The organism is Rhodanobacter sp. MP1X3 (assembly GCF_014207165.1).
GTDB lineage: Bacteria > Pseudomonadota > Gammaproteobacteria > Xanthomonadales > Rhodanobacteraceae > Rhodanobacter.
Genome location: NZ_JACHCO010000012.1, coordinates 1 through 26,809, shown reverse-complemented (window position 1 = coordinate 26,809; position 26,809 = coordinate 1). Strand labels below are relative to the sequence as shown.

At 57.9% G+C, this 26,809-nt stretch carries 18 protein-coding genes and 4 pseudogenes; 13 read left to right on the top strand and 9 right to left on the bottom strand.

From position 1 onward, the window contains the following. Nucleotides 1–5: 5 nt before the first annotated feature. On the bottom strand, nt 6–962 hold the full coding sequence (locus tag HDE79_RS21345) for a DNA-binding protein (RefSeq protein WP_184605190.1): 957 nt from the start codon (nt 960–962) through the stop codon (nt 6–8). Nucleotides 963–1,070: 108 nt separating this feature from the next. Between HDE79_RS21345 and HDE79_RS21340 the strand changes: the two genes are divergently transcribed. Then, nucleotides 1,071–2,174, top strand: a complete 1,104-nt coding sequence (locus HDE79_RS21340; protein WP_184605188.1) for a site-specific integrase — start codon at nt 1,071–1,073, stop codon at nt 2,172–2,174. 211 nt (nt 2,175–2,385) lie between these two features. Beyond that, on the top strand, nt 2,386–2,913 hold the full coding sequence (locus HDE79_RS21335; protein WP_184605186.1) for a hypothetical protein: 528 nt from the start codon (nt 2,386–2,388) through the stop codon (nt 2,911–2,913). Between the two features lie 504 nt (nt 2,914–3,417). Here HDE79_RS21335 and HDE79_RS21330 read toward each other — a convergent pair. From HDE79_RS21330 to HDE79_RS21320, 3 genes are all read right to left on the bottom strand, one after another. Next, complete coding sequence (locus HDE79_RS21330; RefSeq protein WP_184605184.1) at nt 3,418–4,284, bottom strand: hypothetical protein; 867 nt, start codon at nt 4,282–4,284, stop codon at nt 3,418–3,420. 196 nt (nt 4,285–4,480) lie between these two features. Next, nucleotides 4,481–5,842: a hypothetical protein gene (locus HDE79_RS21325; protein WP_184605183.1), complete on the bottom strand. Its 1,362-nt coding sequence runs from the start codon at nt 5,840–5,842 to the stop codon at nt 4,481–4,483. Between the two features lie 325 nt (nt 5,843–6,167). Continuing rightward, a complete protein-coding gene (locus HDE79_RS21320) occupies nt 6,168–7,373 on the bottom strand; it encodes an IS4 family transposase (protein ID WP_184605181.1) in 1,206 nt (401 codons plus the stop codon). A gap of 116 nt (nt 7,374–7,489) precedes the next feature. Here HDE79_RS21320 and HDE79_RS22140 point away from each other — a divergent pair. Both HDE79_RS22140 and HDE79_RS21315 read left to right on the top strand, forming a co-directional pair. Next, nucleotides 7,490–7,684, top strand: a pseudogene (locus HDE79_RS22140) (acyltransferase); the annotation flags it as partial. Between the two features lie 42 nt (nt 7,685–7,726). Then, nucleotides 7,727–8,293, top strand: a complete 567-nt coding sequence (locus HDE79_RS21315) for a hypothetical protein (protein WP_184605179.1) — start codon at nt 7,727–7,729, stop codon at nt 8,291–8,293. A gap of 103 nt (nt 8,294–8,396) precedes the next feature. On the opposite strand, the gene HDE79_RS21310 is transcribed toward HDE79_RS21315, so the two are convergent. After that, complete coding sequence (locus HDE79_RS21310; RefSeq protein ID WP_184605178.1) at nt 8,397–8,822, bottom strand: SRPBCC domain-containing protein; 426 nt, start codon at nt 8,820–8,822, stop codon at nt 8,397–8,399. A 315-nt stretch (nt 8,823–9,137) separates the two neighbouring features. Between HDE79_RS21310 and HDE79_RS21305 the strand changes: the two are divergent. From HDE79_RS21305 to bla, 6 genes and pseudogenes are all read left to right on the top strand, one after another. Beyond that, nucleotides 9,138–10,216 (top strand): annotated as a pseudogene (locus HDE79_RS21305) (IS3 family transposase). 459 nt (nt 10,217–10,675) lie between these two features. Then, nucleotides 10,676–11,986, top strand: a complete 1,311-nt coding sequence (locus tag HDE79_RS21300; protein WP_184605176.1) for an ABC transporter permease — start codon at nt 10,676–10,678, stop codon at nt 11,984–11,986. 11 nt (nt 11,987–11,997) lie between these two features. Beyond that, on the top strand, nt 11,998–13,230 hold the full coding sequence (locus HDE79_RS21295; protein ID WP_184605174.1) for an FtsX-like permease family protein: 1,233 nt from the start codon (nt 11,998–12,000) through the stop codon (nt 13,228–13,230). Nucleotides 13,231–13,863: 633 nt separating this feature from the next. Continuing rightward, on the top strand, nt 13,864–14,349 hold the full coding sequence (locus HDE79_RS21290; protein WP_184605172.1) for a GNAT family N-acetyltransferase: 486 nt from the start codon (nt 13,864–13,866) through the stop codon (nt 14,347–14,349). 262 nt (nt 14,350–14,611) lie between these two features. Beyond that, entirely contained in the window at nt 14,612–17,758 is a 3,147-nt protein-coding gene (locus HDE79_RS21285) for a S41 family peptidase (protein WP_184605170.1), read from the top strand. 131 nt (nt 17,759–17,889) lie between these two features. Continuing rightward, on the top strand, nt 17,890–18,783 hold the full coding sequence (gene bla, locus HDE79_RS21280; protein ID WP_184605168.1) for a class A beta-lactamase: 894 nt from the start codon (nt 17,890–17,892) through the stop codon (nt 18,781–18,783). Nucleotides 18,784–19,623: 840 nt separating this feature from the next. On the opposite strand, the gene HDE79_RS21275 is transcribed toward bla, so the two are convergent. After that, nucleotides 19,624–20,550, bottom strand: coding sequence for a LysR family transcriptional regulator (locus HDE79_RS21275; protein WP_184605166.1), 927 nt, complete (start codon nt 20,548–20,550; stop codon nt 19,624–19,626). A gap of 131 nt (nt 20,551–20,681) precedes the next feature. Here HDE79_RS21275 and HDE79_RS21270 point away from each other — a divergent pair, with 131 nt between their 5' ends. After that, nucleotides 20,682–21,245 (top strand): ester cyclase, encoded by a 564-nt coding sequence (locus tag HDE79_RS21270; RefSeq protein WP_184605164.1) that lies wholly within the window; start codon nt 20,682–20,684, stop codon nt 21,243–21,245. 12 nt (nt 21,246–21,257) lie between these two features. Continuing rightward, nucleotides 21,258–21,962: a polysaccharide deacetylase family protein gene (locus HDE79_RS22135; protein WP_343206016.1), complete on the top strand. Its 705-nt coding sequence runs from the start codon at nt 21,258–21,260 to the stop codon at nt 21,960–21,962. 198 nt (nt 21,963–22,160) lie between these two features. Here HDE79_RS22135 and HDE79_RS21260 read toward each other — a convergent pair whose 3' ends face one another. From HDE79_RS21260 to HDE79_RS22130, 3 genes and pseudogenes are all read right to left on the bottom strand, one after another. After that, nucleotides 22,161–23,297, bottom strand: coding sequence for a hypothetical protein (locus tag HDE79_RS21260; protein WP_184605162.1), 1,137 nt, complete (start codon nt 23,295–23,297; stop codon nt 22,161–22,163). 292 nt (nt 23,298–23,589) lie between these two features. Beyond that, nucleotides 23,590–23,816: pseudogene (locus HDE79_RS21255) on the bottom strand (transposase); the annotation flags it as partial. 78 nt (nt 23,817–23,894) lie between these two features. Further along, a pseudogene (locus tag HDE79_RS22130) lies at nt 23,895–24,063 on the bottom strand (arsenical resistance protein ArsH); the annotation flags it as partial. A 314-nt stretch (nt 24,064–24,377) separates the two neighbouring features. Here HDE79_RS22130 and HDE79_RS21250 point away from each other — a divergent pair. Continuing rightward, nucleotides 24,378–26,809: autotransporter-associated beta strand repeat-containing protein (locus HDE79_RS21250; RefSeq protein ID WP_184605158.1), on the top strand; the 2,432-nt coding region annotated here is incomplete at its 3' end.

Genomic DNA, 26,809 nt, shown 5'->3' with positions numbered 1-26,809 from the left:
TTGTTTCAGTCAGACGTTCGCTCCTGAAGAATATCTTGGCGCTGATTGCCTTTCTTCACGATTGCATTGGGCTTGCTCACTTTACTGAGCTTATCCAACTTTGTCTGAAGCGTACTTTCCCGTCGTGTTGCGGCTTGTAGGGCCCGCTGAGAAGCTATGAGTGCTGCAGGTAAGCCGTCCATCCGTGCCAATTGCTGTTCCAAGGTTTTAGCCCGAGCCCCTTGTTCGGTGGCCAGGTGCTCTGCTGCGCGAACCGAAGCCACGGCCGTTTCCAGCCGCGAGGCGACAGCCGATGTCTCTTGCTCCTTCTGGCGCAACGTCGCTTGGAGGGTTTTGGTTTCTTCCCGAGCCCGATCGATTTCAGCATGCGCGCGATCCTCTACAGCGCGAACATGCGCCGCCAAGGCTTCACGTTCGGTCGTTACCACGCTTTTGTGCGTGTCGAATGCCTCGGCGAGTTGATCCACCCGTTGCTGCAATCCATCACGTTGCTGCATGAGTTCGGCCAGTTGGCCCGCCTGTTGCTCCACGAGACGTTGGACGTCCGCCAGTCGTGTTTCGGCGACCTCACGAGCTTGACCCGCGCTCTGTGCCAGCCCTTGGGCTTCAGCGACCGCGATCTCCCAAATCTTGCGTTCTTGCGTGAGTGACGTTTGGGCCGCCAGCAGGGCGTTTTGCTCTTGAGCCAGTGATGCCTGAGCGAGGGACTCCGCATGACCCACGGCGAGACGCCATACCTCAGCAAACGCCTGCCCTGCCTCCGCCGGCACGTCGGGCAACGCGAGCACTTGGCCCAACCGCGTCGCGAGCGCGCCACGCCAGGTTTCCAGCATGCGGCTCACGGTGTTGGGCGAGCCCGTGCCGAGCTGCGCACGAATTTTCTCGACCGTGGGCCGCTCACTGGCGGTGACCAGGGCGTCGGCGACGGCGTTGACCTGCTCTTGCGTGATGCCTTTAGGCATATCGGTGTCTCCTTGATCGGCGCCCTACCCGTTTGTTTTGATACCGACGATAATGGATGCTTATCGTCGGTATAAGTATATTATCGTTATATAAAATACATTGTACATATGAAAAATAACGTAATTCTACCTGCCCTATCGAGCTTTCCGCTGCTGGCACCGGACGCGTTGGCCGCCAGCGCCGCCGAAGCGGTACGTGAAATCCTGGCCGAAGCAGCCTCGGTAAACACGACGCGCAGCTATCACAGCGCCCTGCGCTACTGGGCCGCCTGGTATCAGGGGCGTTTTGGGACAGCGATTGCGTTGCCGGTGCCCGAAGCCGCCGCGGTGCAATTTATCGTCGATCATGTGGCCCGACGGTCCAAAGTCGGCCTAGTCTGGGAACTGCCAGCGGCGCTGGATAACCAATTGGTCGCGGCGCGTTTTAAACAACGAACCGGCGCGTTCAAGCTCAGCACGGTCGTGCACCGGATCGCGGTGCTGTCGTCGGTGCACCAACTGAAGAAGCAACCCAATCCGTGCGAACAGCCGGCGGTGCGCCATCTGCTGGCACGCGCGCGACGCGCGGCGGTGAAACGCGGCGAAAGGCCGAGCAAGAAAACCGCGATCGTGCGCACCGGCGTTGAGGCGTTAATGGCCACTTGTGACGACTCCTTAGAAGGGATTCGCGATCGCGCCCTGCTCTACTTTGCCTTTGCCAGCGGCGGCCGGCGTCGTAGTGAAGTGGCCGCGGCGGATATCAGCGATCTGCGTCTGATTGGTCCGGACCAATACGTGTACCGACTGGAGCACAGCAAGACGCAACAGGCCGGCCCAAGTGCGACGTCGACACCCGATAAACCGATCCTGGGGATTGCCGGTCAGGCGATGACCGCTTGGCTCATCGCCAGTGGGCTAACGGAGGGCGCGGTGTTTCGGCGGTTATGGACGAACCGGATCGGCGGCGCGTTATCACCGAAAGCTGTGGCGGAGATTGTGCAGCGGCGGGCGGCAAAAGCTGGATTGAAGGGTAGCTTTGGCGGGCATAGCCTGCGCTCGGGCTTTATCACCGAAGGCGCAAGCCAAGGCGTCGCCCTGCCTGCACTGATGGCGATGACCGAGCACAGCTCGGTGGCGAGTGTGATCGGGTATTTTCAGGCGGGTGGTGTGATGGACAACCCAGCAGCCAGGTTACTTGATCTCAGCGATTCACCTCGTCGGGAAGAGGATTGAAAATCCCTGTGTCGGCGGTTCGATTCCGTCCCCGGCCACCATGTGGAAACGATTGCCCCGTTTAGGTTTCAGCCTTGTGGTTTTTCTGTTTATAGCTGAGCCAAATTCTCCGGGGTAGCAGCGGGAGGCCAAGGGGACTTACCCTGGATCCCACTTCAAAGACCATGTCACGTACATACTTCGGTCTTCCAATTGACCGACGGCCTCTTCCATGAACCTTCCGGCATCCGCAAACCTGACCGCTTGGGGGTCGCTCGTGATCGCCCTGTGCGCGTTAGGGTTTTCGATTCAACAGGGATTCGCTTCGCGAAAGCATGACCGGTTGTCAGTCCGTCCGAAGCTGGACTGGACGTCCTCATGGGTTTACGGAAAAGCTGTTCGCCTCAGCCTGCGAAATAATGGACTAGGCCCTGCTGTAATCGGAGCGATGACGGTTACTTTCGACGGCATTGACTATGTCGTCGATGCGGAGGGTATGGTCTCGGACCTGCATGCTTCGCTGACGATTACCGGATGCAAGCTAGAAGTGCACCTGATGGGCGCCGATTCAAGCCTGACCTCTGGACAGGAGGTCGACTTGTTCCTATTCCCCCAATCAGGCACCGGGAGAGCTGCGCACAACCAGGCGGTGGACGTGCTCAGAAGAATCGGCGTTCGCATCAAGTACAAGTCGATGTACGACGTCACTTACGAACTGCGGCGCCGGGAACTCGTCAGCCCAGATGGGGCCGCCGTCTAAGCATCACCCCGTGAGACGGCAGCCGCCTGTCCTGCGGCCATGCCCCGACAACCCAAGCGCGTCAAACCGATTTAGCAACTGCTGCTGCGTGTCAGTGCCCACCCAGACCTGAGTGGGCAACAGAGCTAGAGGGTACGCACGCCATCACCAAATTTAAGAAAGACGAAGGCAGGAGTTTTGCCGGCCACATTGCTAGTCAGTCAATCTCCATTTGTTCGGAAAGCTTCTTTCGTGCCTCTTCCTCTGCACGCGGCCGAGTGCACTCACCTCCGCCACCCAGTCTTCATAGGGAGTTTGGGTCAGCTCAATGGTTAATACTTGGTGAGCGATCCATTAGAGAGCTTGATACGTAGAACGAACTGCGCAATGTTTCTAGCCCAAGGTTTCCACGGGTAAGCACGCCAGTCAAATTCGAAATCAGCAGATGGTGACTTGTGGTGCATATCCGTCATTACTGTCATTCCTTTGCTCTGTCAGCTTTCTGGTGGTTGTCCGGATGAACAGCTAGTTGGATCTAGTCCACTTGAGCTCACGTAACAGCAACGCAACGAGCTCGACGCTGACCTCCGCATCTTCAAGCGTCAAAGTTCGTATGTTGACTCCAGCGGCGGCTTGAGTTTCCCGCTCTGAGGATTTACCGCGCGGATGTAGTCGACTGCTGATGGATACGGCCCATGTCGATATGAGCATGTTGGCAGGAATGAGTGGAATCACTTTAGCGAGGTCTTTGCCCTGTGCCTCGGCCCCAATCCATGCGGTCAGAATGACCTTCACCGTCTCGCGTGCCACGTCGACGATTGGCGAGGCTTGTTGTTTGTGCAATGCATCCACGAGCGCCTCGAGCTCTTGGGCCACTGGAGCGGCGTCGATAGCCGCGCCTGTTTGATCTTTGATTACACCAGCAAGCTCGGGAAGCGCACCTATCAGCGATACGGAGCGAAGCGTGAACAGAATATGGTTGATTGCGATTTGTTCGATGGCAACAACGCGCCAGGTGGTGCCGATTGCCGTGCTACCCAATCGAATCAATTTGCCGACAATCCTTCCGGGGCTATCGTTCGGTGACCATGCGTTATAGGACCCCTGAGGGGTCCAGGTGTTAATTGCGCCGTGGTAAGGATGATGAAGACCATGGTCGACGCGACCGATCGGCCAGCTGTCGCCGATCGAGCCTCCAACATACAACCGGCCTCGCCGGACTCTGGTGACTGGATCGAAACTATCCTCACGGAACAACACCTCAATACCGCCATAGGTTTCAATGAAGTCACACTTAGCTCGGGTCACAACTGGCGTTGGATGAACCAAGCGGAGATCATTCCCGTCCCCTTCGTAAAACACCCCACGCCACACTGCCAACTTTTCGATCATGAGCGTCGTCCCCTAACATAATTGGCTAATGCTCCCCGATCATCATGATCGTGGCTACCGCTGCCCCATCGTCTCCCGGCCCGATGTGAATTTGCAATTGCGTCAGCCGCGGAGTGCACCCGAGTCTAGCGTTGTCCCCAGGCGATCCACCGGTTGTCCTAAAAGTGCTCGAAGAGCATCGGGCGTCGCCCTGTGATTAAACGGCCATTCCGTGGCGTTTGAAGAGCGCGATGAAAAAGGTTTTGACCAAATCATCCGCCTGATCGTCCAGAAGCTCTGAAGCGCCAAAGCGGAAAACCTCATAGCCGGCGAGGCGTAAGTCGCGGTCTCCATGCATCATGGCGGCGTATAGTTTCGCGTTGGCAATCCCACCATCGGCATAGTGATGCTTCCCATCGACCTCGATCACGATGCGCACGTTGTGCGGGAGCAAGAGTAGAAAGTCCATTCGGAAGCGCAGCATTGCGTCCCTGCCCCTTTGCTTGATGGTCAGGGGATCCCAATGGAGCCAGACCTCGGGCAGCAAGGCAGGAAGCTCTGGGACGGCCTTGGCGAAGCCCCGGTAAAACGCGTCGAACACCTTTCGTTGCGGGGGCGAATTCGTCGGCAAGCAGGATTTCAACCGTCGATACAACGTTTGTTTTGCCTCGACTGGATCGGCGATGCCTTGCTCTGCTGCCCACCAATCCTGGAGTTCAGACCAGCGCAGCCCTTCGGAGCCAATTGGGCGATCGTAGGCCAGCACTTTGTCCGCATTGTTTACGATTTCGACGGTATTATCGATCGCATCCCGAAACCGGATATCGGGCCTGTCTTCCGATGCGAAGATAAGGTTCTTGGGTGTTCCTCGCGCGCCAGCATGAAGGGAGACGAGTTGAAATAGAGGGTAGCCTCCATCGACGCCGGTTTCTCGAAGCTCGACGGCGGCTCCCTTCAACGGTCCGTTAACCGCGGCAACAAACGCGCGTTGATCGGGTTCATCGGGCCGCACATCGGAGGACGCCAGGCCTTCGATAAAGAGCGCGAAACGTCGGTCAGAGCACGTGTAGGCCCCCAGTCGATCGAAGAGGTATTCGCAGTCCCAATCCCCTTGATGGTGATGAACGTGACGCTCAATTTGTGCTCGAAGTGATTTTGAACTTGGACCCATCAGCGCTTCGAATGGGTCGGTGTCGAGCACCCAAAGATTGTCGAGCAACTGGTCAAAGTGGGTTCCATCAAGGAATAACCGAAGTCCCTCAATGGACTGGGCGATCTCCCGACGAATCCGCTTCGAGATCTCAGGAAAGCGATCTTCCCAAAGCAAGTCTTGAAGGATATTCCGATCTTCCGTGTCCGGCGGATAGTGCTGGAGCAAAAGTTCCGCAACGACAGGCAAGCGCCCAATTTCCAGGGCGGCACAGCTGCTCAGCATCCTCTCTTTCTTAGAGCCCTCCTCCACCGGTCTCGGTAATTCCAAGACTGCGCAATAATGAACAAGTGTGGTGTGGGTGTGCTGCCCCGCTCCCTGGGCAACGATCAGTCGCTCTAAGACGTTGCGTAGCCGATCGAAATTCATAAGTTCCCGCCCCTATTGCGCAAAACCCTATTCCCCTAATTATGCCCGGAGGCGATCCCGTCGCTTGGTCGCTGTCGTCTTGTAGTATCCCTTTTCAACTCTGGCCAATTTCGAGGAACGGACATGAAAACCTTATGTCTCGCCCGGCTAGACGTCATGTTAACTGTAGGTCAGTGAACGACGATGGCAAGCACCTACTGACAGATGCTGCTACCCCTTGCTTGAGACGAGGCGGGACATTACGTGGCTAGCCGTTGTTTGGGGTTTCACCGGGTGAAATTACCTTAAAAATATTGGGATCTAATACTGAGGTTTCCCCACGTTTTCATGCCGGCAGACCCAGTTGATCCAGCAGTTGTGAACTGGGGTGTCTTAGCTGATCGATGAGTTCGCTCAAGCGCGTACTCGACCACCGTCGCACTAATGCCTCACGACCCAGTCGCATCAACGAGTAGAGTCGTCGCTTCGATCGGAACGGCGCGAGCCAGTCGTCGATACCGCAGTTTTCGCAGGCCATGCCCACGAGCCAGCTTGCAAAAGCGGCCATCGCGCTTAGTAGCAAGAGCACTTCGATGCGCGCACCTTTGCGCGTGAGGCTGTCTTCAAAACGCTGCCCGTAGCGATGGGATTTCAGGTCTCGGAACGACAGCTCAATTTGCATGCGTCGCCCATATAGCGTGATCAGCTGTCGCGCCGTAAGTTTCAGCGATGGGGAGGCTACCAGCAACCACGGTTCGCTTTCGCGTTGCGCGTTTTTGCGGCTACTGGAATTGCGCGCTGGCGCACCGTATCGATTGCGGTGATTGCGTCCTTTGGGCGGTTTGGCGTGCAACACGACACGCGACGTCAGTGGCTTGCTGCGCGCGACTTCCATGGCACCAAAGTCGCGCGGTCCACGCGCCGCCAGGTCGTACATGGCTTTGCATCTCACCCACTCATCCGGCTCATCGGGCACGTCGATGGGTTTGAGATACGTGGTGTTGCGCACGCGACCTAGCCAGTGCCAGCCCATCGCTTCGACCGCCCTGAACCATGGACCGCGAAAGCCGGCATCGGTGACCAGAATCGGGTGTGCGTCGTCGGGCAACACCTGAGCCAGCCGTTGAAGAAACTGCTTTTCCGCCTTCGGCGAGCCCTGCTGCCCGGTAGGAAACACCATGTCCAGAATCGGCAACGAACGGCCACCCACTGGAATCGCTGCGCGCAGAAGATGCCAGCTTCGGTCGGCCTTCAGATCCGACCAGTCGATGGCGATGGTGGGTTGCTTGTTCCGCACCAACCAACGAGCCATGTCCTTGTAGACATGCTCGCGCTCAATATGCAGATGACGGTTGCCCAACAGTCGATCGAGTGCCTTGAGCGGCGCACGGACGCGCTCAGCGTCAGGCCATGAGCGCGCCAGATCGATCAGCGTCAGGCGGCTGCCGTGGATCATCGCCTCGACGGCGCGCAACAGCACACGGCTACGCAACGCATGCATCGAACCGAGTGCGTCGCGCAGACACTTTTGCGCTACTTCGGTAGCGCGCATGGTGTGGTCTCCTCTGGCTTCGTAACCCGTGAGGAATGACCGCATCATGCGCGCACTGTTCCTTCAATCTTCGTGCAACGTGTTGATTGAGTAAGGAGATTCGTGGGGAAACCTCAGGGTTGGGACCGGGCTTCTCGGGTCTGCAAAATACGGGCTGGATGGCAGTAGATTTGTTCTTTGCATTGAGCGGCTACTTGATCGGTGGACAGCTTCTGCGCCCGTTAAGCCGTGGCGAACCTCTGCACTTCGCGAGCTTCTACAGTCGGCGCGCGCTTCGTACCATTCCTGCTTACGCGGTCGTGCTTGCTCTGTAATTCGTGCTTCCTGGATTCAATTGCAGGTGCTGGGTGCGAATGAACAGCGTGCCGGTTGGATCTGGTCACCTGCGCCGGTTGATGCCGGCATCTGTGCTGGTTCTGGATAGGACTGCTTTTTGCGAAACGCCAGCTACCTGTCTACCTTCGCCACAGCAACTGACCAGCTTCATGTTCAGTCGCGTCGTCGTGCTCGTTCGCCGCGAGAACCGCTCCATGCTGATTGTTCGCCTCGCCTCAACGCGGACGCGCCCAATCGCGAACGTCAGTGCTCAGCTCTCCTGGCTGGAGAAAGTGGAGATGAACACAGGGCCGAGTTATCGCCGCCTGATTGAATTGCCGCTGTTGCGCGCGCACAACCCGCAGCTCGTTTTTTCCTGGACTCTGGTCCACGAAATCGAGGAAGGATCGGCGACGCTTGAGGCGCTGTGCGGTGACGGCGAGTTTCGGCTAACCGTTACCGTCAGCGGGATCGACATGCTTTTGGCGAGCCAGGCGCTCGGCGGGCAAAGCTATCGGCGCGCAGACATGCTGATCGATCACGAGTTCGACGACATGATCGATCAGCACCGACCTGTGCGAATTCGACTTCACCAAACTACATAACGCTCACGCACAACGCGATAAAGCTACATGAATCGATCGCTTCGGATGCTCGCGCATTCATCCACGTGGTTTGGACAACGAAGCAGGCATTTTCCTGCTTCTGTCAGCTTTCCGCACGTTGTTTCAGGGCTTCGTTCATTGCCGCGAAACCGCGCTCAGTCTTCTCGAAGGTAGAGCCCAACAATCCCACGAGGATTCCGCTAAATCGCTCACTTTGTTCGAAGCGCGTTACACCGTTTCGCGCCGTCAGCTCGAACCGATGCTCGCCATCGAATATACCCGGCAGGACTAGCCTACCCAACCAACGAAGCTCCCTATCCGGCTCTATCGCGACTAGAGTGGGCTTGAATGCCATCTCCTTTCCACCGGGCGGTTTGATCTGAACGGCCAACTTTTTGCCGACCACCAGCGTGCCCGACACGGACAGCATGAACGGGTTCCACTCCGGATAGGCCACGAAATCAGTAAGGACTTGCCATACGCGCGCTGCAGGAGCTCTAATTTCAATTGATTTCGATACAATACGCATCGTGTATTCAGTCCATTCCGGTTTAGCGCCGAGCTTATACCGCGCTCGCCATGTTCGACAACCGGGCATTAACTGCAGTTTAAGCCCGGTTGCCGCGAGCAAGAGAGGCTACCAAACGGGCCTGGGCTGATCGTGGATCTTACGAATATGAACTACGCCGTCTGACGTGACATCAGACAAACGCGGCGTGTTGGGAGGGGCAGCCTCGCTCCTGTCGACTCCCCGTAAACTTGAGCCAGGCATAACCAGAGGTCTCCGGGCAAACTAGCCTCAAGGAGACCAAAGATGCGCAAAAGCAAGTTCACCGAGAGCTAGATCGTCACGACCCTGAAGCAGGTCGAGGGTGGTCGGCAAGTCAAAGATGTGTGCCGCGAACTGGGCATTTCCGATGCCACGTACTACGTGTGGAAGTCCAAGTACGGCGGCATGGAGGCGGCCGATGTGCAGCGGCTGCGCGATCTGGAAGCCGAGCACAACAAGCTCAAGCGCATGTATGCCTAGCTGGAGATGGAAAACCATGCCTTGAAGGACGTCATCGCAAAAAAGCTGTAGGTCCGGCGCACAAGCGCCCGCTCATCGAGTGGCTGATAGAACGCCATGGTTGGAGCGAGCGCCGGGCTTGCACGGCGCTCGGTCTGTCGCGTTCGACCGTTCGTTATCGGCGGTGCCCGGATCGAGATGAGAAAGTCATCGCGTTGCTGGCCGAGTTGGCCGAGCGCTTTCCGGAGCGTGGTTTCGACAAACTGTTCCAGCTGATCCGTCGTCGCGGGCTGGTGTGGAATCACAAGAGGGTGTGGCGGGTGTATTGCCTGATGCAGCTCAGTCGCCGCCGTCGCGGCAAGAAGCGCGTGCCGAACCGGCACCCGATGCCGTTGGTGGCCGGCGAACGGATCAACGGCAGTTGGTCGATCGACTTCATGTCCGATGCCCTGTGGGATGGACGGCGCTTTCGCACGTTCAACGTGATCGACGATTTCAGCCGTGAGGCGCTGGCCGTCGACATCGACCTGAACTTACCGGCCGCTCGTGTCATTCGTACCCTTGAACGCATTGCAGCGTGGCGTGGCTATCCGACCAAGCTGCGTCTGGACAATGGCCCTGAGTTCGTCGCGCTGGCATTGGCCGAGTGGACCGAACGCAAAGGCATCACCCTGGACTTCATCGAACCAGGCCGACCGATGCAGAACGGCTTCATCGAACGCTTCAACGGCAGCTTCCGGCGCGGTGTGCTGGACATGCACGTCTTTCGCAACCTCACCGAAGTGCGTGAACACGCTGAGCACTGGCTGGCCGACTACAACCGTGAGATTCCCCATGACAGCCTCGGCGGTCTGACGCCCGCCGAGTTTCGGATGCAAAACGATCCGGCGACCTCTGATTTAGCCTGGCACTGATTTACGGGGAGTCGACACTCCGAAGAGCACGGCCGCGTATTCGCCACGCATCGCGCCATAGTGTCCGACGGTCTAATGGCGGTGTCCGCGGACACACGAGTGCAAGGCGCCGGCGACGGCGAAGCTTTGCCAGGCCTCACTTTTTTGCTTTGGCACGTGGATTGCAGGACCCTGTGCGGGACCGCCAAATGGGCGGTAAGGAATACACCACATGATTCGCAGCACTTCGGAAATCTGGTGATCACGGCCGCCGGCTTCGTGATCGGCGCGGCCTCGGCCATCGGCATAAACCTGTGGAGGGCGATCCCCTTGGAAGTGGATCGACTAACCAGCGTTTACTTCGCCATCGGTGCTGTCGCGTTGCTTCTACTGCAAAGGCGCAATACGGGCTCCGGCCCTGCATGCGTCGCGCCCATAACCTTTCGAAGTGACACGTTAAACATCACGGAGGTTCATTAGATGCTGGTTTATTATTTTGAACTTGGTTTACGCAGCCTCAGACGCAACCCTGCCCTCACCACGCTGATGGTGATGGCGATCGGCTTCGGCGTGGCGGCGTCGATGATTACCTATTCGGTATTTCGTGCGGTATCGGGCAATCCAATTCCGGGCAAATCTTCACAGCTGTTCACGCCGCAGATCGATGGCTGGGGTCCGCAGCAGAATCTGCAGGGCGAACCGGCGGAGGCGCTGAGCTATACCGATGCCATGGCGTTGATGCGCGCGCACCAGGCTAGCCGGCAGACCCTGCTGTATGCGGTGCATGTGTCTGTTCTGCCAGGCGGTAGCCGCAGCCTGCCGATCGGCGCTAACGGTTATGCCGTGTATGGCGACTTTTTTCCGATGTTCGAGGTCCCGTTTCGCTACGGCAGTGGCTGGAGCAAAGCCGATGATGACGGACGCGCCGCGGTTGTCGTGCTCAGCGAAGCGTTCAACCATAAAGTGTTCGGCAACATCGACAGCGTTGGTCATGAGCTAACGTTGAACGGGCACGATTATCGGGTGGTCGGTGTGGCAAGGCACTGGGATCTGCATCCACGTTTCTTTGCAGCGTTCGATGGCAACAGTTTCGACGATCCTTCGGATTTCTATTTGCCGTTTACCCGTGCGATGGATCTGCAGTTCGATACCTATGGCAGAAATAGCTGCCGCGGAAACATTGACTTCTCGACGCGTGATGCGTGGTTGCGCAGCAATTGCGTCTGGGCAATGCCATGGGTGGAACTGGACAGCGCTGCAGATGCGGCGCGCTACCGGCAGTTTCTCGACAGCTACGCCGCCGACCAACAACGTGCCGGTCGCTTCGCGTGGGCGCCTAATGTGCGCCTGCGCAACGTGACGCAGTGGCTCGAGGTCGAACACGTCGTGCCGCGAGAGACGCGTATTTCCCTGACAGTCGCACTGGGGTTCTTTGTCATCTGTCTAGTCAATACCATTGGCTTGCTGCTGGCCAAGTTCATGCGACGCGCCGGCGAAATCGGCGTGCGCCGCGCGCTGGGCGCGGCGCGCAGTGAGATCTACAAACAGTTCCTGATCGAAGCGGCGACCGTGGGGCTGGCCGGCGGCGTGCTCGGGTTGGCTCTGACCGCCGTGGGTATGCTGGGCGTCGGGCTGCTGTTCCAGCCGCAGATCGCGCGACTGGCGCACCTCGATATTTCGCTAATGGCGATGACGTTGCTTACGGCGATCGTCGCCACGGTGCTTGCAGCGTTCTATCCCGCCTGGCGCGCGGCGCACGTGCAGCCGGCCTGGCAGCTGAAGTCGAACTGAGGGCCGCCAACATGCAGATCAAACCAATCCTCTCCGCCATGCGCCACCACAAGGCTGGCGTCGGGCTGATTGCCTTGCAGATAGCGCTGACCCTGGCGATCGTCTGCAATGCGTTGTTCATCATCCAGCAGCGGCTGGCACATCTTTCCGAACCCACCGGCCTCGACGAGGCCAATGTGTTCGTGATCTCCAATCAATGGGCCAACCAGTCGACCGAACAACAGACCCACGCGCAGATACTGGCCGACATGGCGGCGTTGCGCCGGCTGCCAAGCGTACGCGATGTGTCACCCAGCAATTCCTATCCACTGCGTGGCAGCGGCTGGGACGACTACATCACGCTCACTCCTGAGCAGACCGAAAAGACGACCGATGCGAATGTCTATCTGGGTGACGAACATCTGCTCGATACGCTGGGCGTAACATTGTTGGCGGGACGAAATTTTCGAGCCGACGAAGTCGGCCAGATCAGCTCACGCCAAAACGTAGCGTCTCCCGTTGTCATCGTCACCAAGGCCTTGGCTGACCGGCTGTATCCCGATGGCTCCGCACTGGGCAAATCGTTCTACGAGATGAGCAAGACGCCAAGCACGATCATCGGCATTATCGATCTGCTGCAAAACCAGAGCGTCAGTACGTGGAATACCGCGTACGCCTATCAGTCGGTGATACGACCATTGCAGGAGGATAATTCTGATGGCTTGTACTACATCGTACGCGCCAGGCCAGGCCAGCTCGTCGCCGCCATGCGTGAGGTGCCGAAGGCGCTGTATACGCAAAACCTCATGCGCATTATCGATCCCGAAGATGGGGAGCTGAGCTTCGCCGAGGCGCGCGCGCGCGCCTACGATAGCGATCGCGGCATGGCGATCCTGATGGGCATCATCAGCGTGGTGTTGCTGGCAATCACCGCCGCAGGTATCGTTGGCCTAACCAGTTTCTGGGTTGGGCAGCGGCGTAAGCAGATCGGTGTGCGCCGTGCGTTGGGTGCTACGCGTTCGGACATCCTCCGTTATTTCCTCACCGAAAACCTTTTAATCAGCGTGGGCGGCGTGGTGGTCGGCATTGCGCTGGCCATCGGTATCAACCTGTGGATGGTCACCCAGTTCGAGATTGCGCGGCTGTCGCTAGTCTATGTGCTGATCGGTGTCGTAGTGCTTTTGCTGTTAGGGCAGATCGCAGTGCTGGCACCGGCGAGGCGAGCCTCAAACGTGTCACCCATCGAAGCGACGCGATCCACGTGACGAGGCTCCCATAAATTGTTTACCTATTGCCACGAACTTGTTCTGCGCTGCCTGCATCGCAACCGGTTGTTGACCCGGTTGATGATTATCGCGGTCGATTCGGGAGATCGATGTGGTGGGGCCGTGCGATCGCAGGGCGGATTGCTAACCGCAGAACGCGCTGGATATATCGCTCCCGAGCACGGATGCGTGATCACCGCGACAAAGCCGGACCGTCGAGCAGGCGGCTTCAAAGATTGTTGAGATGGCTTTGCTGGGCCAAGCAAGATGGCCCCACAGGCAAATTCTTCTCCGATGAATGAATGGTTCCTTGGTGAATGAGTTTGTAACCGCCAATCAGTGGTCGGCACAATCTTCGATCAAACGTCTTCTGTTGGCGGAGATTTGCTGAAAACCCCCGCTGGTCAGCGCTCTTGGCGAACCCAACCAGCAGCGCTGGTGTAAATACTCATTCGCAGTGGCGAAGGTGGTTAGGTGTCTGGCGCCTGACGTTAGCTTCACATTTTTGGCGTTAGTTGAAAGTGGGGGATCAAACAAGGCCGCAGAACACCGAATGGTCGCTGCATGCATCCAGATCGGCGAACTAACCTATCAACCACCTTCATACGCTTTACTTGGCGTCAGGCGTTACAAATGACAGTCCCCATTCTGGTCCCGATGCAACGTGAGATGTTCAGCGCATTCGCCGCTGGAGCCAACAATTCCTATGCTCACAACCAGGTACTCGCTGGCTGTATGGCCCTAGATGAGGCGCAGGCCAAAGCGGTGGCGATGGTCGCTCAGCTTCTTCCCCAAGGGATCGACACCCCGAATCACTTTTTTTACGAGATACGCGATCCTTCCAAAATCACGGTCGGCTACGTATGGTTTGCAGTTGTTGGCAATGGTGCCGCCAGAGTAGGCCACGTCTACAACATACGTATCAATCCAGATCATCAACGCAAGGGTTACGGCAAGACCGCGCTGCTTGCGCTTGAGTCTATCGCTGCAGAAATGCAACTGCCTGCGATCCGCTTGAACGTCTTTGGCCACAATTCGGCAGCTCAAGCCTTGTATCTGTCGTTAGGTTATGAGGTCACAGCGTCAAGCATGCGCAAACCACTGCACCATGACGCCTAACCGTTCCATCGAGCGGCCTGGCCAAATAAGTCCGCGTACTGAAAATGGAGCGAAGATTTTCCTCGGCGCGCTCGACTAGCTGAAACGATGCGTAGGGCGTCGTCCGATGCAGACGTGTTGATCCATACTGCGCGACGGGTCACAGAGGCTTTAGCGCGACAAGAGGATGAGGAAATTGAACAGCGTAAGATTCCGAGCGTGGTTCTATCTGTTCACGGCTTTCGCGGCGATGGTGGGTGCGCCTGTATGCTCGGAAACCTTGATGCGATTTCCAAGCAGCAGCGTCAGCGAGCTTGCATTTGTCGCACATGGCGATCTGTGGACTGCGCCGCGCCACGGCGGCACAGCGCAACGCATCGTGAAGAGCGCAGGGCATATTGATGCGGCACGGTTTTCTCCAGACGGCCATTGGATCGCGTACACCGAGCGCACGCATGGCGGTCAGGATGTTTTCGTTGTGGCGCCAAACGGCGGCGTGCCTCGCCGGCTGACGTTCGATGCACGGGTCAGTGCCTCCGCCAATCTCGTGATCGGCTGGACACCCGATAGCCGAAAGGTGCTGTTCCTTTCGGATCGAAAGGCCATCGCTGTAGGACAATTGCAAGCCTTCTCCGTATCGATCGACGGTGGAATGGCGCAGCGACTGCCACTAGCACAATCCGGCTCGCTGGCTTACGCCCCCGATGGCCGCTCGATCGCCTACACGCCCACCTTTACCGATCTGTCCAGTCGAAAGCGCTATATCGGTGGACAGGCCGAGGACATCTTCCTCTACGATCCTGTCAGCCACAACCAAAGCCGCATCACGGACTGGAAGGGTACCGATACCGCACCAATGTGGTCGGGGCGCCGCATCTATTTTCTGTCCGATCGCGGGCCAAGTTTTCGCCTGAACCTCTGGCGCTACGGCCTCGATTCCCACGCGACAACGCAGATCACGCATTTTGCGGATTTCGACATCGACTCACCCACATTGGTAGCCGGACGCATCACTTTCCAGCAAGGCGGCAAACTTTGGGCGATCAATCTGCCCGATGAAACATTGAAGCCGATCCAAGTCAATGTGCCGGACGATGGATCCAAAACAGCGCCGCGCACCATGACCGCAGCACGCGATATACGCGCCAAGGATGTGACCAGCGCACCCAACTACGCCATCGCGCCCGATGGCAAGGCAGCGTTTTTCGCAGCCCATGGCGATCTCTTTCGAATGCCGCTGGATGGCGGCACGGCGCAAGCACTCACGGCCACGCAAGGCACGGACGAAGATCATCCCGCCACGTCACCCGATGGCACGCTAATCGCCTATATCACCGAAGATGAGTCGGCACAACAAGTGGCGGTGCGTCCAGCGACAGGTGGGGTCGAACGGCGGCTGACAACCTTCGCCACGGGCGTGTTTTACGCGCCTATTTTCTCGCCAGATGAGCGTTCCTTGATCGTTCCTTCGGCGGAACATGACCTTTGGCGGGTTCCGCTGACTGGCGGCGCAACCCAATTAGTCGCCCACGATCCCATCGCCGAGATTCGCGACGCCACCTTTTCCGCCGACGGCCGCTGGCTGGCTTACAGCACCACGCGCGCCTCGGGTCAAAAGGCACTGCACCTGCGCGAGAACGCCTCCGGTCGTGACGTCGTCATCAGTTCCAACCTCGAAAGTGATCGGCTTCCCGCTTTTTCATTCGACGGCAAGACGCTTTTCTTCGTATCCCAGCGTCACGAGCGCCCTTTTACCTCGGATCGCGGCGACGAAGCGACGCTGTCGACGCTGAACTCGGACGGCATCTACGGCATATCGCTGGCGAATGCCGCTAGCGATCCCGAAGCGATTATGCGCAGCGCGGTCGCCCTGCCCGTACCCGCAGGGCGTATCGTGTCTCTGCAGGTGAGAAACAGCACGCTGTTTTACGAAGCGCGACCACCTGATTTGCTTTCCGGAGAAGATCCCGACCAGGCCGCTACCTTGGACGCGTTCGAGATCGGGTCCGGACACACGCGTGTAGTGCTTCGTGGTTTCGACAACGCAATAGTCGCCGCGGACGGGCGCACCGTTTTATCCCAGCACGATGGAACTTGGCGGGTAAGTAACGTCGACGCGCGCGACGATGGGCATACGGTCGATCTGGCCGGACTCACGGTCACCGTCGATCCCCGTGCCGAATGGCGCGAGATGTTCGAGCATGTGTGGCGGCTTGATCGGGATCTTTTCTTTAGCCGCGTGATGAACGGAAGCGATTGGCAGGCCGTCCACGACGCCTATGCGAAGCTGATTCCCTTGACCGGCTCGCGTGACGACATGTTTTATCTGCTGCGCCAGCTGCAAGGTGAGATCGCCACCTCGCATACTTTCATCGATGGCCTCGACGCCGGAGATATAGGACCACCAGACAATACGCCGATGCTCGGTGCAGATCTGCAAGCGGACCAACGAAGCGGTCGCTATCGTGTCGTACACGTCTATGCTGGTGATCCGACACGACCGCGTTTTCGCAGTCCGCTGAATGCGCCTGCGCTCGATGGGCCGGGCGTGCATGTAACAGCCGGCGACTATATCCTTGCCATCGATGATGTCGATTTGCGCACGCCCACTGATCCAGACAGCCTGCTCGCCGGCAAGCAAGGAACGATTGCGCTGACGGTCGCCAGCAAGCCAAGCGGCCCCGGCCATGAAGTCCGGATCACACCGGTTTCCGAAGATATCGATCTGCGGCAGCACGACTGGGTGGAAACAAACCGCGCACGGGTCGCCAAACTTTCAGACGGCCGGATCGGGTATATCTTCGTCGCGGATTTTAGTGCCAAAGGTTCGCAGGATCTGGTCCGACAGCTGCAATCGCAGCTGGATAAAGACGGCCTCATCATCGACGTGCGCTGGAATCGTGGCGGCTACACTAGCCAAGCTGTACTGAATATTCTTCGCCGTGTGCGCGCTGGAACATTCGTCAACCGCGAGGGTGCCGTATCGCCGCTGCCGCTGTTCGTCGCCCCGCGCGCCATGGCGGTAGTGACCAACGCCGAGTCGGCGTCGGATGGCGATCAATTTCCGTATTTTTTCCGAATCTTCGGTCTTGGACCGGTCGTCGGACAGCGAACCTGGGGCGGCGTGCAGGGCATCAATGGAGACTTTTCGCTGATCGACGGCACTGAAATCACCATCCCCAAAGACTCACTCGCCTCGACCGACGGTCATTGGCTGATCGAGAACGCTGGCGTCGTTCCAGACATTGCCGTCGACCCGGCCCCCGACGAAGGCCAGACCGGAAAAGACCGACAGCTCGAGACGGCCGTGCGCGTCGTGATGGCCAAGCTTGCAGCCTCCCCTCCTTCCTCGCTAAAAGCACCAGCGCCGCTCCCAGCATACCCATCGCTCGGAAACGTCCCGGGAGCGACATTCGGAAATCGAAAATAAGCGTCATCGTTGGCTCGATACTTGATGCTCAACAATAACGACAACGGAGATTATCTCTGCCACCGTTCTCACGCGGTTCTTGGGCGACTATAATTCGATTACAAGCGCACGCTGCCACACTCGCTCTCCACATGAAAACGATTGATCGCCGAACTTTCTTGAAAATCAGTGCACTTGCCACCGCAACTCTTGCGCTATCCCCTTCGATAGGTTTCACGACTAAGGCAGGCGGGCATGATGCAGAGAACCAGTTAAAAGCGCTGGAGAAAAGGAGCGGTGGCCGCTTGGGAGTGGCGATTCTCGATACCAGTACGGGAGCGCGCTTCTCCTACCGTGGTAATGAGCGTTTCCTGATATGCAGCACCTTTAAGTTACTTTTGGTGGCCGCTGTGATGAAGCGCATCGACGATGGAACAGAGCGCCAGGATCGCAGCATTGTATTCGATCGAGCGAAGATCCTGAGCTGGGCGCCAGTGACAGGTCTCAACATCGGGCCGCCTGGCATGACGGTGCAGGAGCTATGCGAGGCGGCGATGATCATGAGCGACAACACCGCGGCCAACCTGCTACTGGACACTCTCGGCGGCCCCTCGGCAGTAACCGCGTATGCGCGCAGTCTCGGCGACACCATGACCCGGCTTGACCATTACGAGCCTCTCGATGGCCATCAGCAGGGTGATGACGACACGACCACGCCGTGGTCGATACTCGTGACCATGCAGAAGATCCTTTTGGGTGACGCGCTCTCGGAGGACTCTCGGCAAAAACTGGCAAGCTGGTTCGCGCTTAACCAGACCGGTGCGCAGTCGCTTAAAAGAGGGTTGCCATCTAACTGGCAAATAGGCGACAAGACCGGTGCCGCCAGTAACGCCAGCAATGACATCGCCATCATCACGCCTCCCGGTCAGAATCCCTTATTGGTGACCGCGCTTTACATGAGCAAATCGTCGAATGCCGCTGCCAGCAAGGCAGTCCTCGCGGATGTGGGTCGAATCGTCGCAACGGTTCCAGCGACCAAACATTAACTGCTGCCGACGAAACACAGCGGACGAACGGTAGCGCCGAGGCCGGGCCGATAACGGCTGACTCATGGCAAGGTGCGGCAAGTGAGACCGTGTGAAACGACGTTCACTGCAGCCGAATTCGGCACAAGGGCCGCAGAAAACTGGATGGTCCGCACGCGTATCTAAATCAGTGAACTAGCTTTTTGTCGACCTTCATGGTCAGGCGCGCCCTCTGATCTTCCCAGTGCTGAGCACTCTACTTTAGGTCGTTACAATATGGCGATAAGGTCACGCATCGAGATGGCAGTTCGCGAACCGGAGGCAGCTCCGGCGGCGAATATCCCGGCTCCTGTGCGAGGCAGTTACGCTTGAGTTTACGCCTTGAAAAACTCTCGCATCGCCCTCGCTACGGTGTTCGGTTTCCCTCCACGGTCAACATTCCATGGGCCCGAATGATTGAGTCCATTGAACTCGATTCGCCGCGACTTCGGTAGCACTCGCTCAAGAGCGATGGACGATTTGCGAAGATACGCTGGGCTCTTGGTATCACTCAGCAGCAGGACGTCACTCGTCAGCGATCTGAATGTCTCGAACGTGTTCTGCATTCCACTAACCACGCTGAAGTCGTAACGCATCGTCAGCACCAGATCGCGCAGAGGTGGATATTTCCGCATCTTTTGCCGAGCATCTCGGCGGAGGACGAGCGCGATCGCGGGCAGTTGACGTGGCATGACTGTCTGGTGCTGGTGTCCACATTTTTTGGTTTTACTGTCCAGAAGGTGGGCGTTTAGCATAAGGAAGAAGGCGTCTTGGCAGTTAGGACGAAAATCGAGCGATGCAACTCACCAACAATGCCTTTGGTCACCGAGATGATTCTGACTTGCCCATCGCAGCGTCCCACCGCCGAACCTTGCCCAAGCGCTCACTGAGAAAGTCCACCAGTGCATTTACCCGAGGTGCGAGGTGCCGGTTGTTGGGATAGAGAGCGTTCAAAGGCGCGGCGGGAATCGCAAAATCCGGAAGTATCCTTATCAAGCGCCCGCAGGCAATGTCGTCGCCCACATCCCAAATCGATTTGCGCGCGATACCTGCACCTTCCAGCGCTAGCGTATGGGCTGCGCCGCCGTCGTTGGTGGTGAAGGCGGCTACGACTTGCACGGAAAGATTTTCTTCTCCTGCGAAACGCCACACGGCCCGGCGGTGTTCGCCGATCAGAATGCATTGGTGATGGACCAGTTCTGCCGGATGCGTCGGCACACCGAATTGCTTCAAATAAGCCGCCGAGGCGCAAAGCACTCGAAAATTCGGGGCTAGCAGGCGTGCGATCAGCGATGAATCCTCCAGGCTGCCAAAGCGGATGGCCAAGTCCACTCCGGCATCGAGCAGATTCATCACCAGGTCGGAAAGCAGCAGTTGAATGCTCACGCCCGGATGCTGTTGTTGGAACGCAGCGACCGCAGGCGCGATCCATTGGCGGCCGAACTCGCCAGGCGCCGTCAACCGTATCGTCCCATCGATCGCCTTTGTTCGCCCGGACATCACCGTTTCGGCCTGGTCGATCGCCGCTAGGATCCGCGTGACTTCGGCGTAGAACAGCTCCCCTTCTTCCGTGAGTACCTGCTTGCGTGTGGTGCGCTGAAGCAGGCGCACGCCTAGTTCTTTTTCCAATTGCATTAGGCGCTTGCTGACCACCGCCAGCGAAAGATCCATCTCGCGCGAGGCCGCCGACAGGCTACCCGCCGCGACCACCTGCGCGAAGGTCCGAAGGCCGGGAAGGTTATCGATCATGGCCGGATTATAGAAATAAAGGAAAGGATCTATCCATATCTTGCCCGTATTTCTTTCTATTTTGGCAATACATCATAACCCTCCAGCCGGCCACGACCGTCGGCGTCACTGACCATTTAAAGGAAAAGCCCATGAACGCTACACCGCAAAAAAACTCTCGTCAGGGCGTCCGTTGGCTCTCGGCCATGCTGCTGGGTGCAGCCGTCGTCGCCCCCGCTTTCGCCGGCACCGACGAATTAGTGAAGCCGGATGTGCTGGTCGTTGATCACAGCCTACCGAAGCAGGCGCTCGCCGCGCAGATCCTCGCCGCCCGTCGTTACGACACTTTCTGGAATACCGGTGACGAAGCAATGGCCCTCGCAGCACTGTGGTCGAATTTCTTCGACAACACGCTGCCCAACGGTCGGCCGCAAGGTATCGACGGCGTATTGAAAGCATCCAAGGCATTTCGTACCGCCGTGCCGGATCTGCATTGCGACGTTCGCCAGATGATTGTCGCGGGCGATCGCGTGGTGACGCATCTGCATTTCACTGGTCACTTCACCGGAAGCTTCATGGGCAAGCCGGGTCAGGGCCAGGTGATCGACTTCATCGCCACCGATATTTATCGCGTCGCCGATGGGCGCATCGCCGAAGACTGGCATCTGGAAGACAACCTGACGTTCCTGCAACAAGCCGGCTTAGCCGCGAAATAAGGGACACCAATCGTGCGCACCTCTGACTCCCTCGAGTCGACCGACCTGCAGGTCAGTCGCCGCAAGTTTTTGATCCGGACAAGCACAGCGGCGGGCGACATCGCTGCCACGGCGCTCACCGCCTCCCGCACCATCCACGCGAAAACGGAGCATCCCATGTCCACGCAAAACACATCCTCATCCGCTGTAGGTAAATTCTGGCCCGGCGATGCGCGCCTGGTAATTTCCATTTCGATGCAGTTCGAAGCAGGCGGCCAACCGCCCAAAGGCACCGATAGTCCTTTCCCCAAAGTCGATTTCCCGGAGAGCGTGCCATCCGACGCCGCTACCAATACCTGGTTCGCCTACGGTTATCGCGAAGGTATTCCGCGCATGCTCGATCTATGGGATCGCCACGACGTGAAGGTGACCTCGCACATGATCGGCGAGGCGGCCAGGAAGCATTCGGAGCTAGCGCGCGAGATTGTTGCACGTGGCCACTCAGCGGCGCTTGGCGGCGCGGCCATTGGTACGGCTGCGGGTGGCATTGTCGGCGCGCTCGTTGGCCTAGGCATCCCCGAGTTCGAGGCGAAGCGCTATGACGCCAAGATTCGCGAGGGAAACATCCTGATCTCTGTGCATACCGAAGATAGAGCGCAACGCGATATCGCGAAAGATGGGTTCAAGCGCAACAACGCCGATGATATTTCGAGTGCGTCCGAAGCAAGCGCACCCTGAGACGTATTTCAGAAAAAGGCCGGCCTTTTCGCCGGCCTTTTTTTTCGCTTTTTTGAGTCGACGTTGAGCGAACTCATTTTACTTAGGCGTCCGTGCCAGGAAGAGTAACTTCCTGATGGTGAGAGTTACCCTTCCTGACACAGGATCTTGCGGCGTATCCATTGCGCTTGAATACGGACACTTCTTACTGAAATGATCTCACTGGGTCACTAGGCTGAGGCTGTAGGCATGCAATACCGATCCCATTGTTACTCCGACCATTACCACTTGTCCGGTAGAATCGTAAGTCTTGCCCACATGTAGGCCAATTATGACGGCTTTGTGGGATCCATTTAGTACATAGATCGGTGCTCCGGAATCGCCGGGCTGGGTAAACGTACCGCAACAGTACGTGAATCCGGTATTGTCCGAGACGCACGTTGGTTGTCCGGCGGGGCAGTAGTTGATGTTGAGCTGCTTGATCTGGCGACCACCCTGATTGAAGGTTGTCTGCCCACTTGTGTAGATGTTGGACTGCCCGGCATACGGGTACTGCGAACCCGCGACAGCCACTGTTGCTGGACTGGTTTTGTAGCCTCCAGTCCAGATGAAGCCGTTATAATAGGAAACTAGGGGATAAGGATTAGTATAAAGTAGTTCGGTGTCCCGGTTAGTATTACGGTACGCGACAGTTCCAACATAGTTGTTGTTGCCGTTGATGGTAATTGACTCGTTCAGCTGGAAGCAGTGTCCGGCGGTGGTCATGTACCTCTTGCCAGAGTTGTCCTTGACGGCAACCCCAGCTGTGCAGACAGCGTTGCCGTCGGTGACTGAGGCAGCACCATAGAACGGAGCTTGGTCATCGAAGCGGCCCTCTGCTTCTGACTTCGCCCATTTGGTAGTAAGTTGACCGGGATGTGCGGCCATTAGTGGGACGAGGACGCTAGCCGGGGCGTCTGTCGCGATCAGGTACTTGTCCGTCGCCGCGTCGTAGGACATCAAGAACCCATACTGTAGGGGAATGTGGCTTCCTGCCCGTGTTCCGAGTTCCTCTCCCAGCCTCGCCAGCCCGTCGGTAGTGAACTGGCTCAGCTTGACGTCAACCAGCCCGCCTGACAGTTCCGTCCGGAGCTTCGTTTCGATATTTCCCCGGGCCGCTGCCATTTCTGCCGGCAGCATCACGACATTGCGAGTGTCCGCTCGAAATGCGCCGATTCCTGCGATTTCGCTCGTCAGCTGCTGGACCTTCGTGAACTGGTCATTCGCAAGTGTCGTCAAATCTGTCTGACTGGGAATCGCCTGCGCCTGCGCCTCACCGGCCAGGCCCACGGTTGTCACAATGACGGCGATCAACATCAGCCGCCATCCACACCTCATCGGTCGTTTCATGACTCGCTACACCCCTGTTTATGTGGTTATAACGCACCGTAGTCGGCGCGCCGCCGGCGATTATTTATCATAGTGATTACAATGCGCTTACAACATCATTACCTTGCCCATGGCCGCGCCGATCATTGAAAGTCGCGAGATCGCACATTGAGCTCGCCGAGCGTGGACGTCATGTCCAGCAGGCGTGCTGCTAGCCTTTCGAAACCTCGCGTAGCCTAGTGAGCGCGAGGGCTTTTACGGCGCCTGAAGCGCTCACTGCATCCGAAAGTGCGCGACGTAGCCGCGCATTCTCCATTTCCAGATCCGTTAGGCGCTTGGCCTGGTCTACCTTCAGGCCCCGTATCCCTTACGCAAACGAAAATAGGTTTGCTCGGTGACACTCAGCTGCCTACTTATCTCAGCGATCGTGCGGCCTTGTACTGACAGCACCTCGGCTTCCCGCAGCTCGTGAATGATCTCTTCGGAACTGAATCGCTTCTTGGGCATGGTCCAAATCTCCTTGGTCATAGTTTATGAACAATCGATCTGGATCAGTTTTTTTCAGGTCGGCTCACGAGCGCCAAGGCTTCGATCGCACACCATGGGCGTGAACTTGAACAACTCTTTCATGACGTCAATCGCTTGGTCGTAGAACGGGGAAGCGTTCATGGGGCAGGTGTCGTCGAACTCTTGCCATGCTTTCGCTACCGCTAACTGATTCGGGATCCACGACCATACGCATCCAGCGGCCGAGCGGGCCGTCGTATCGAAGTGACTTCGAAAAAGCGGGCCAGGTCGCGGTAGGGAAAACCGGACTTCGGCAAGCTGGAATTGACGCGGACACCCCAAGTTGGAAAAATATGAATCGCCTTACGCGATTTCATAATTGTAGGTGATCTTTCGGCATCGCAGGATGCGCCAGATCGATGTGGGGGACATCGCAAGCAATCGCTGGATAAGAGCAAAGGTCAGAGGCTCCGAACCGAAGTTCGGGACTCTTGATGCCTTGGCTTGTCGCAGGACTCCCCTGACATCTTTATTGAGAAATCTAGGTCAGGGGACGAGCAGATGAAGCACATTGTCGGTGGCGGCTATGACGGTCGGCGGTTGAGAGAAAAGTCCGGCCATGGCGAGCCAGTCAGAAAGCGACTTGCAGCGATGCTTGGCATAGCCTTGGCAGCTACCAGCGTCGACGCGTTTGCCCAGACGACAGTCAACGCACCCAGCTCCGGCGGCGACATTACGGCGCTTTTACAAGCCGATGCGGGAACCGACAATATCGTTCTTCAGGGACCTGCCTATTCTGTCGCCTTGCCGAGCGGGACCACCACGTATAGCGGCGTTCTATCGGGCACCGGCACGCTGACCGTCAATGGCGCCAGCAACACCTTGGTGTTGACCGGCACCAATACGTTCACCGTGCCCAACCCTACGGAGACCACGGCAGCAAAGGGTTACTACAACGATAATTCCGAAATTTACGACGGCATTGCGGGAGCCCCGTTTCGTGGCTGGATATACAACCTCGTCAACCCCAATTCGCCAGAGGTTTTCATCAACAGCGGCGCCACCTTGCAACTGGGCGGTGACGGCGTAACGGGTTCGCTGGGTGTCTACGCCAATATCGAAGACAACGGCACCCTCGCCATCAATGCCGCGAACGATGGTTCTGCGTTTTCGCTCGGCAGCATCAGCGGCAGCGGTTCGCTGCACCTGATAACCGGTTCGCCCTACCTCGCCAACGTAAGCACCTATACCGGTGCGACCATCATCGAAAACAACCAGACGCTATTTTTGGGGACCGATCACACTTACGGTGCTATCCCCGATTCGTCGTTCGTTTTCAACAACGGCTCGTTCATTCTGAACACGCCAATCAACGGCGGGTCTGGCAATCCCGGTGTCATGTCGGTGTCTCAGAACGTATGGCAGAATCATTACGGCAACGATATCAACATCGACGGGAATGGTGGATTGATCGTATTGTCGGGTGTCTACAGTTACACCGATAGCGGAGTAAACGCGAAAACCGATCCATCGCTGTCGAATTCGAGCCTGAATTACACCATCATCCGCGGCAGTGCCAGCACGCGCGGTTTCAATATCGAAGGCGGCGTGGTCCAGTTCGGCGATGGCACCACCGACAAAATCTTCCTGCCTGGCAACGAATACACCAGCTACATTAACCTGCACAACGGCGGCATTCTCGCTTTCGACTACGACGGCACAGTCACTCTGGATACACCGATCGGCGGCGGGATCTATCACGACTCGACGTCCACCCCCGGTATCGGATCGGTGGTGATTACCGGCAACGCCAGCAATGCCAACCATGTCATCTTTACCCAGCCCGGGGATTACAACGGTCTGACGCAGATCGATGCGGGTACGATTCTGCAGCTGGGCGACGGTACGGTTGGCAACTCCATCGGCACGCCAGGTCAACTCGGTTATTTTTCCAGCTCGCGCGGCGACAGCAGTTTGCTGACGGCCGAGAGCTCCGATGGACTGAGCACGGATCGCATCACCGACAACGGTACACTGCTCGTCGACAACGTCGTCGGCGCGCAAGATGGCATTACTGCCGTGTCGCTCTCGAACATCAGTGGTAGTGGCGCACTGACGCAGATGGGTGCGCTGCCGCTGACCTTGTTGGAAAACACCACCTATACCGGCGCCACGACGATCGGCACCGGCAGCACACTGTATCTCGGCACCAACAGCAGTGGCATTGCCGGCAGCCTTGCGTCCAGCAGCGGTGTCGCCCTGACCGGTACCGGTGCCACGCTGGATATCTCCCAGGCAAGTGCGGAGACGTTGCAGGATCTCAGCGGCGCCGCCGCTAGTGTCATTGCTTTGGGCAGTCATGCCCTGACCGTCGGCACCGCGGACTCCACGGTGTTTGCTGGCGCCATCACGGATGGCGGCATCGGCGGTGGCAGTGCAGGCAGTCTGATCAAGATCGGCAGCGGCACGCTCGTGTTGAGCGGTGCCAATACCTACACCGGTGGCACCACGATCAGCGACGGTACGCTGCAGCTAGGCGCTGGCAGCAGCAGCGGTAGCGTGCTGGGCGATATCGTGGATCAAGGCATCCTCGCTTTCGATCGCTCCGATAACGCCATCTTCAGCGGCGTGATTTCCGGCAGTGGCGGTCTGTTGCAAGGCGGTAGCGGCACCACGGCGTTGACCGCCGTCGATACCTACACCGGCGCCACCGAGGTCGCGTCCGGTGATTTGCAGGTGGACGGCACGATCACCAGCGACGTGCAGGTCGATGCGGGCACAACACTGTCAGGTACCGGCCGGGTGGGCGGCATCAACGTCTTTGGCAACCTGCTGATCGGCGATGCGGCCGCCGCCGCGAAAGTGATGTCGGCCACGCATAATGTCACCTTCAACCCCGGCTCGCAGTTCCAGATCTATATCGATCCCACCGGTGCGCACAGCTTGCTGCAGGTCAACGGCAGTGCGGTGCTCAAGGGGGGCAATGTCAGCCT

What these genes read in the sequence shown, in the direction of transcription:
- HDE79_RS21345 (WP_184605190.1), bottom strand. Translation starts at nt 962, where the DNA reads ATGCCTAAAGGCATCACGCAAGAGCAGGTCAACGCCGTCGCCGACGCC.
- HDE79_RS21340 (WP_184605188.1), top strand. Translation starts at nt 1,071, where the DNA reads ATGAAAAATAACGTAATTCTACCTGCCCTATCGAGCTTTCCGCTGCTG.
- HDE79_RS21335 (WP_184605186.1), top strand. Translation starts at nt 2,386, where the DNA reads ATGAACCTTCCGGCATCCGCAAACCTGACCGCTTGGGGGTCGCTCGTG.
- HDE79_RS21330 (WP_184605184.1), bottom strand. Translation starts at nt 4,284, where the DNA reads ATGATCGAAAAGTTGGCAGTGTGGCGTGGGGTGTTTTACGAAGGGGAC.
- HDE79_RS21325 (WP_184605183.1), bottom strand. Translation starts at nt 5,842, where the DNA reads ATGAATTTCGATCGGCTACGCAACGTCTTAGAGCGACTGATCGTTGCC.
- HDE79_RS21320 (WP_184605181.1), bottom strand. Translation starts at nt 7,373, where the DNA reads ATGCGCGCTACCGAAGTAGCGCAAAAGTGTCTGCGCGACGCACTCGGT.
- HDE79_RS21315 (WP_184605179.1), top strand. Translation starts at nt 7,727, where the DNA reads ATGAACAGCGTGCCGGTTGGATCTGGTCACCTGCGCCGGTTGATGCCG.
- HDE79_RS21310 (WP_184605178.1), bottom strand. Translation starts at nt 8,822, where the DNA reads ATGCGTATTGTATCGAAATCAATTGAAATTAGAGCTCCTGCAGCGCGC.
- HDE79_RS21300 (WP_184605176.1), top strand. Translation starts at nt 10,676, where the DNA reads ATGCTGGTTTATTATTTTGAACTTGGTTTACGCAGCCTCAGACGCAAC.
- HDE79_RS21295 (WP_184605174.1), top strand. Translation starts at nt 11,998, where the DNA reads ATGCAGATCAAACCAATCCTCTCCGCCATGCGCCACCACAAGGCTGGC.
- HDE79_RS21290 (WP_184605172.1), top strand. Translation starts at nt 13,864, where the DNA reads ATGACAGTCCCCATTCTGGTCCCGATGCAACGTGAGATGTTCAGCGCA.
- HDE79_RS21285 (WP_184605170.1), top strand. Translation starts at nt 14,612, where the DNA reads ATGCGATTTCCAAGCAGCAGCGTCAGCGAGCTTGCATTTGTCGCACAT.
- bla (WP_184605168.1), top strand. Translation starts at nt 17,890, where the DNA reads ATGAAAACGATTGATCGCCGAACTTTCTTGAAAATCAGTGCACTTGCC.
- HDE79_RS21275 (WP_184605166.1), bottom strand. Translation starts at nt 20,550, where the DNA reads ATGATCGATAACCTTCCCGGCCTTCGGACCTTCGCGCAGGTGGTCGCG.
- HDE79_RS21270 (WP_184605164.1), top strand. Translation starts at nt 20,682, where the DNA reads ATGAACGCTACACCGCAAAAAAACTCTCGTCAGGGCGTCCGTTGGCTC.
- HDE79_RS21260 (WP_184605162.1), bottom strand. Translation starts at nt 23,297, where the DNA reads ATGTTGATCGCCGTCATTGTGACAACCGTGGGCCTGGCCGGTGAGGCG.